The sequence below is a fragment of the Acidithiobacillus sp. genome (assembly GCF_049965315.1).
Taxonomy (GTDB): Bacteria; Pseudomonadota; Gammaproteobacteria; order Acidithiobacillales; family Acidithiobacillaceae; genus Acidithiobacillus_B.
The window spans coordinates 1-6,935 of the sequence record NZ_JBMFWL010000050.1; the positions used below are offsets into that span (position 1 = coordinate 1).

Below are 6,935 nucleotides of genomic sequence, written 5' to 3' on the forward strand. Positions count from 1 at the left end.
CCGTGGATCAGCCATAATCTGGGGGATATCCCCGGCCTGGGGGTGCTGTTTCGCGGCCCGCCCATGGGCATCGGCATGCTCACGGCCGGCATCATCCTCGCCATCATGATCATTCCATTCATCGCCGCCATCATGCGCGACGTCTTCCTGGCCACCCCGGCCATTCTCAAGGAGTCGGCCTATGCCCTGGGCGGCACCACCTGGGAGGTGGTGCGTTCGGTGGTGTTGGGCTACACCCGCACCGCCGTGACGGGCGGGGTTTTCCTTGGGCTCGGCAGGGCCCTGGGGGAGACCATGGCCGTCACCTTCGTCATCGGCAATGCCCACGATCTGCATGCCTCCTTGCTGGAGCCGGGCAATTCCATCGCGGCCGTCCTCGCCAATGAATTCACCGAAGCCTTTTCGCCGCTGTACCGCTCCTCCCTGCTGGCTCTGGGCTTCATTTTGTTCATGATCACCTTCATCGTCCTGGTCCTGGCCAAACTCATGCTGTGGCGGCTGGAGAAGGCCCGGGGAAAGGTGGGTCTGTGACCAATCTCCGCTTTCGTCGGCGCTTCTGGAACGCCTTCAACCTCACCATGGCGGTCCTGGCTACGGGCTTTGGCCTTTTCTGGCTCTTGTGGATCCTCTGGACCACCGTGGATGCCGGCTTTGCCGCCCTGGATCTTGGGCTCTTCACTCAGGACACCCCCGCGCCGGGAAGCGTGGGCGGTCTGCGCAACGCCTTTGCGGGGAGCTTGATCATGATCGGCCTCGCCGTTCTCGTGGGCACCCCCGTGGGTATCCTCGCGGGCACCTATCTGGCAGAATTCGCCCATGGCACCCGTATGGCAGAGGTCATCCGCTTCTTCAATGACATTCTGCTCAGTGCGCCGTCCATTGTCATTGGTCTTTTTGTATATACCGTGCTGGTGGTACCCATGGGAAATTTCTCTGCCTGGGCGGGGGCCGTGTCCCTGGCCATCCTCCTCCTCCCGGTGGTCTTGCGCACCACCGACGAAATGCTGCGCCTGGTGCCGGGCACCATGCGCGAGGCGGCCCTGGCCCTGGGCGCCCCGTACTGGAAAATGATCTTTCAAATCACCTATCGCGCAGCGAGTTTCGGGATCCTGACCGGGGTCTTGCTGGCGATAGCGCGGATTAGCGGAGAAACCGCGCCGCTCCTGTTCACCGCCCTCAACAACCAGTTCTGGAGTACCAATCTGGACCAGCCCATTGCCAATGTTCCCGTAGTGATCTTCCAGTTCGCCATGAGCCCTTATGCCGACTGGCAACGCCTGGCCTGGGCAGGGGCGCTGATCGCCGCCTTGGCCGTATTGGCTTTAAGCATTACTTCACGTCTTATCATCAAGGGGAGGAGTTTCCGCTAATGCTGGAATCCCAGACAGAGAAAACCAAGATCGCAGTGCGTCACCTGGACTTTTTTTACGGCGCAGATCAGGCGCTCAAAGATATCAACATGGATATTCCCGAGCGCAGGGTGACTGCTTTCATTGGTCCTTCGGGCTGTGGCAAGTCCACGGCCTTGCGGGTCTTCAATCGCATGTACTCCCTTTATCCCGGGCAGCGCGCCACCGGCGAGGTCTTGCTGGACGAGGAAAACATCCTTAATCCCCGGATGGACGTCAATCGTCTGCGGGCGCGGGTGGGGATGGTCTTTCAGAAGCCGACTCCGTTCCCCATGTCCATTTATGATAACATTGCCTTCGGCGTGCGGCTTTATGAGCGTTTGCGCAAGGCGCAGATGGATGAGCGGGTGGAGCAGGCCTTGCGCCAGGCCGCCCTCTGGGGCGAGGTCAAGGACAAGCTCAAGACCAGTGGCCTGGGCCTTTCGGGCGGCCAGCAGCAGCGTCTTTGCATTGCCCGGGCCGTGGCCGTCAAGCCCGAGGTGATCCTCCTCGATGAGCCGACGTCGGCGCTGGACCCCATCGCGACGCTCAAGATCGAAGAGCTGGTCAGCGAGCTCCGGGACCAATTCACCATCGTCATCGTCACGCACAACATGCAGCAGGCGGCCCGGGTTTCGGATTATACCGCCTTTATGTATCTGGGAGAGATGGTAGAATTTGGTCAAACCAACCAGCTTTTCACCAATCCCGGCAAGAAACAGACGGAAGATTACATCACTGGCCGTTACGGCTAAAAGGAATCCAATCATGGCAGACTTTGATCAGCATATTTCCCAGCGTTTCGATGAGGAACTGCATGATATCCGCTCCATGGTCCTGGCCATGGGAGGGCTGGTGGAGGAGCAGGTTGCCAACGCCATCAAGGCGCTGCAGAGTGGCGATGGCGATCTGGCCAGTGAAACCATTTCCCGGGATCACGAAGTGAACGGCTATGAAGTGCGTATCGAGGAGGAATGCATCGGCATCATCGCGCGGCGCCAGCCCGCCGCCAGCGACCTGCGCCTGGTGATGACCATCATCAAGACGGTCGCCGATCTGGAGCGCATGGGCGACAAGGCGGTGAAGATCGCCAACATGACCCTGGCCATCGGCCACGCCGCCCAGGGCTCCAATCACGCGCTCCTGCGCGACATCGATGGCATGGGCAAATATGCCCTGGATATGTTGCGGCGGGCCATGGATGCCTTGGCGCGGGTGGATGCCGATGCCGCCATCGAGGTGGCCAAGGGCGATGAGACGCTGAACCAGGAATATCGCTCGGCCATGCGCCGCCTGATCACCTATATGATGGAAGATCCGCGCACCATCACCTCGGCCATTGACGCCCTCTTTGTGGCCAAGGCCATCGAGCGGATTGGCGATCATGCGCGCAACATTTGCGAATATGTGATTTATCTGGCCAAGGGCAAGAGCGTGCGCCATTTGCCCCTGGACGAGGTTGCCGAAACCTGGCAGGGGGAGTAGGCATGGCGGATTCCGCTCCCGCATCGCCCCTGGCGTCGATGCTGGCGGCGGTGGACCTGGGCTCCAACTCCTTCCACATGGTGGTGGCCGAGGAGGGGAGCACGGGTCTGCGCCTGCTGGATCGCTTGCGCGAAGGCGTGCGCCTGGCCGAAGGGCTGCGCGCCGATGGCAGCCTGGATCCGGGGGTTCAACAGCGGGCCCTGGCGTGTCTGGCGCGTTTTGGACAACGTCTGCAGGGTATTCCGCCGGAGCGGGTGCGGGTGATCGGTACCAACACCTTGCGCGATGCCAGCGCTGCCCAGGGCTTCTTGCAGGCGGTGGAGCAAACCCTGGGGTATCCCGTGGAAATCGTCAGCGGCCGGGAGGAGGCGCGCCTGGTCTACCTGGGCGTGGCCCACAGCCTGGCCGTGGATGCCGATGAACGGCGCCTGGTGGTGGATATCGGCGGCGGCAGCACGGAACTGGTGGCGGGGCGAGGCTTTCTGCCGGCCATCATGGAAAGCCTGCATTTTGGTTGCGTGGCGTCGACGCGGGCGCACTTTCCCGACGGCAGGATTCTGCCCATGGACCTGGCGCGCCTGGAAAAGCGCGTGCGGGTCGCCCTGGAGCCGGTATTGGGCGAATACCTGGCCCACGGCTGGGAGCAGGTGGTGGGTTCGTCCGGGACCATCAAGGCCATCGCCCGGATCCTGGCGGAAAACAACCAGGGGCCGCGCATTACCATGGCAGGCCTGCGCTGGTTGCGCGCGCGGGTGCTCCGTGCCGGGAGCGTGGAGGCCCTCTTGCAGATCAAGGGCATGAAAAACGATCGCGCTGCCGTGTTTCCCGGCGGCCTGGGGATTTTATACGCCCTTTTCGAGGCGCTGCAGATCAAGGAGATGCGTTTTTCCGATGGGGCACTGCGGGAGGGCGCCATTTATGAATTGCTCGGCCGGATTCATCAGGAAGATACGCGGGAATCCAGCATCCTGAATCTGCAAAAGCGCTTTCACAGCCATGTGGGGCGCAACGAGCGGGTGCGGCACCAGGCCATGGAGTTTTTTACCCACTGCGCGGGGGCATGGAAGCTCAGCGCTTGGCATGGCCAATGCCTGGCATGGGCTGCGCTGACCCATGATATCGGACTGGACATCGCCCATTCCGGTTTTCATAAACACGGCGAATACATCTGGCGCAATGCCGACATCCCCGGTTTTTCCCGCCGCGAACAAGGGGTCGTGGCCGCCCTGCTGCGGGCCCAGCGCAAGCGTTTGCCGTCGCTGCCGCAGTTGGCGGGGATGGGCGTGATTGCCGAGGATACCGTGGCCGTGCAGCGTTTGGCCGTCTTGTTGCGCCTGGCCATCCTGTTTCATCATGGTGCCGAGCCGTTGCCGTTTACGCCGCGCCTGCGCAGCATGGGGGAAACCATCACCCTGCTGCTCCCCACCGATTGGCAAGGCCGTATGCCTTTGCTGGCGGCCGATCTGGAGCGAGAGCAGGGCTTGCTGGACCCTGATTTTTCCTTGCAGTGGTGATGATGCCAGGGCCATGAAAATGGCATCCCTGCACCTGGCCTTGCTGACGGAAACCTTTCCGCCCGAGGTCAATGGCGTTGCCCGCACCTTGCAACGTCTGGTGGATGTGCTGACGGCGCGGGGCCATCGGGTGAGCGTGTTGCGCCCTCGGCAGCGCAGGGAGGCCGCCGGACCTCATCTCTTTCCTGCCACCGCCTTGCCCTTGTACCCGCAGTTGCGCGTGGGCTGGGCCTTGCCCGGGCAGATGTCCCGCCGTCTGCACAGCCTGCAGCCGGACCTCCTGCACGTTGCCACGGAAGGGCCCCTGGGCTTGGCAGCGTTGCTGGGCGCCCGGCGTCTGGACCTGCCCGTGGTGAGCAGCTTTCATACCAATTTTGACGGTTATGCCCATCATTACGGGCTGCGCATCCTGCAGGATCTGGCGCGTGCCTATTTACGCCGATTTCATAATGCTACGCTGTTGACCCTGGTCCCCAGCAAGGGAACGCAGGCGGTCCTGGCCAAGGGTGGGTTCCGCAATCTGGCGCTCTGGCGGCGGGGCGTGGACGGGAGCGGGTTTCATCCCCGTTTTCGCGACGAGCGCTTGCGCGCTGCCCTGGGCTTGCAGCCCGACGACGTACTCCTCCTCAATGTGGGTCGCCTGGCACTGGAGAAAAACATTCCTGCCGTGCTGGGAGCTTTCCGGGCGCTCAGTCAGCGTTGGCAAGGGCCGCAACGCCTGCATCTTGCGCTGGTGGGGGATGGGCCCCTCCTGGCGCAGCTCCGCCGGGAAAAGACGGAGAACATGACGCTGGCGGGGATGCAGGTGGGCACGGATCTGGCGCGCTGGTATGCCAGCGCCGACCTCTTTTGCTTTCCGTCGTGCAGCGAAACCTTCGGCAACGTCGTCCTGGAGGCCATGGCCAGCGGCCTGCCGGTGCTGGCCTATGACTGCCCGGGGGTCAATGAACAGTTTCGTCATGGGGAGGAGGGAGTTTTGCTTCCTCGGGACGGGGATTTTGCCGCGGCGATGGAGGCCCTCTGCCGCGAGCCCGACCTGCGCCGGGCCATGGGCAATCGCGCCCGGCAACGTGCCGAGGGTTGCTCATGGGAAGCGGTCTTCGATGAATTGCTCGCACACTATCAAGGAGTCTTGGAGCGCCATGGCAGGCATCGGCGAGGGGGCTGAATCTGCCTTAAGGGAAGGTTAAGGTGCGCCGCCTAACATCGCTTCCTGGACGGTGAGGCGATATTTATCGACTTCGGGTAGCGCCCGGAAGTGTTTCCTATAGCCAATGGCGTTCGTTGATATGAAGGCGTTATGGAAATGATCGTTGCCGAGTTTTGTGAAGCGTCCTTGGGGAAGGGACGCCGATGTCTGGCCGCCGCCAGGGGAGAGAGAACGTGCTGAACGGCGCTACCGGACTCTCGGCATCAGGGCCTTTGCGGTATGGCGGCCTCGCCTTGATCCTGCTGCTGTCGGGCTGTGCGAGCTACCATCCCTTGCCTTTGCGCGCTTCCCTTCCCGCACAGACCCATGCCGACGCGCAAATCGCCGCCGCCCTGCGGCAGGCGCATTTGCCCCGGCAGGAGCGATTATCCATCAACCCTTCCCGGCCCCTTTCCGGAGAGTCCCTCGGCCTCATCGCCGTATTGCTCAACCCCGATCTGCGGGCCATGCGGGCCCAGGAGGGGGTTGCCCAGGCGCAGGTCTTTGCCGCCGGCCTCCTGCCCGATCCGCAATTATCCTTGAGTGCCGATCTTCCCAGCAATGTAGCGGCGGGTTACTACAATGCCTACAACATGGCCCTGAACTGGAGCCTGGCCGCCCTGTTCACGCGCCCGGCAGATCTGGATATCGCTCGGGCCCAGGCGCGCTCGGTACAGTATCAGGTGGCTTGGCAGGAATGGATGGTAGCCAATCAGGTGCGTATCCTGACCCGGCAGCTTTATTATCTGGAGCAGCAGGAGGACCTGGCCCGCCGGGCGGCGTTGACGACCCAACGCCTGTATCGGGCATCCCAGGAAAATCTGCAGGCAGGCGATGCCACCATTACTACCGCGACCCTGCGGCAGATCGCCTGGCTGGACAGTCAGGACCGGGCCTTGGCCCTGGCCCGGCAGATCACCAAGGCCCGGCAGGATCTCAACAAACTGCTGGGCCTGCCGCCGGAGGCAAAGCTCGCCCTGCTTCCGCCACGGCTGGGCGCCACGCCCACGAACCCCGCCGTCCTGGTGGCCAAGGCCGATCACCAACGGCTGGATCTCCTGGCCTTGCGGGCGGGTTATGCGGCCCAGGAGGCGCGGGTCCGCCGCAGCATCCTGGGGCAGTATCCGGGCTTCAGCATCGGCCTGACGAAAGCGGCGGACACGTCCAATATCCACACCTTGGGCCCCAGCGTCAGCCTCGATCTGCCGTTGTGGAATCGCAATCGCGGGGCCATCGCCGTGGCGGAGGCCACCCGCGGTCAGCTCCATGCCGAATACAGCGCGCGCCTTTTCCAGACCCGCGCCGAGATCTACACCCTGGTGGCTGATTTGCAGCGCTTGGCGGCGGAAATCGCCCCCC

The 6,935-nt window shown here is 63.0% G+C and carries 7 protein-coding genes; all 7 read left to right on the forward strand.

Features of this window, described 5'->3' with window-relative positions; genetic code table 11:
- Window positions 1-531, forward strand: a 531-nt coding sequence (locus ACP5MM_RS09460) for an ABC transporter permease subunit (protein ID WP_427934502.1), incomplete at its 5' end; no start/stop codon positions are given.
- Window positions 528-1,370 (forward strand): phosphate ABC transporter permease PstA, encoded by an 843-nt coding sequence (pstA, locus tag ACP5MM_RS09465; RefSeq protein WP_427932232.1) that lies wholly within the window; start codon window positions 528-530, stop codon window positions 1,368-1,370. The genes ACP5MM_RS09460 and pstA, both read left to right, overlap by 4 nt.
- Window positions 1,370-2,143, forward strand: coding sequence for a phosphate ABC transporter ATP-binding protein PstB (gene pstB, locus ACP5MM_RS09470; protein ID WP_427932230.1), 774 nt, complete (start codon window positions 1,370-1,372; stop codon window positions 2,141-2,143). Before pstA ends, pstB begins: the two co-directional genes overlap by 1 nt.
- Before the next feature lie 13 nt (window positions 2,144-2,156).
- Window positions 2,157-2,873 carry a phosphate signaling complex protein PhoU gene (phoU, locus tag ACP5MM_RS09475; RefSeq protein WP_427934504.1) on the forward strand — a complete coding sequence of 239 codons (717 nt, stop codon included), beginning with the start codon at window positions 2,157-2,159 and terminating at the stop codon, window positions 2,871-2,873.
- A gap of 2 nt (window positions 2,874-2,875) precedes the next feature.
- A complete protein-coding gene (locus tag ACP5MM_RS09480) occupies window positions 2,876-4,387 on the forward strand; it encodes a Ppx/GppA phosphatase family protein (RefSeq protein WP_427934506.1) in 1,512 nt (503 codons plus the stop codon).
- Window positions 4,388-4,400: 13 nt separating this feature from the next.
- Window positions 4,401-5,555 (forward strand): glycosyltransferase family 4 protein, encoded by a 1,155-nt coding sequence (locus ACP5MM_RS09485; protein ID WP_427932225.1) that lies wholly within the window; start codon window positions 4,401-4,403, stop codon window positions 5,553-5,555.
- A gap of 215 nt (window positions 5,556-5,770) precedes the next feature.
- Window positions 5,771-6,935, forward strand: a 1,165-nt coding sequence (locus ACP5MM_RS09490; protein WP_427934508.1) for a TolC family protein, incomplete at its 3' end; no start/stop codon positions are given.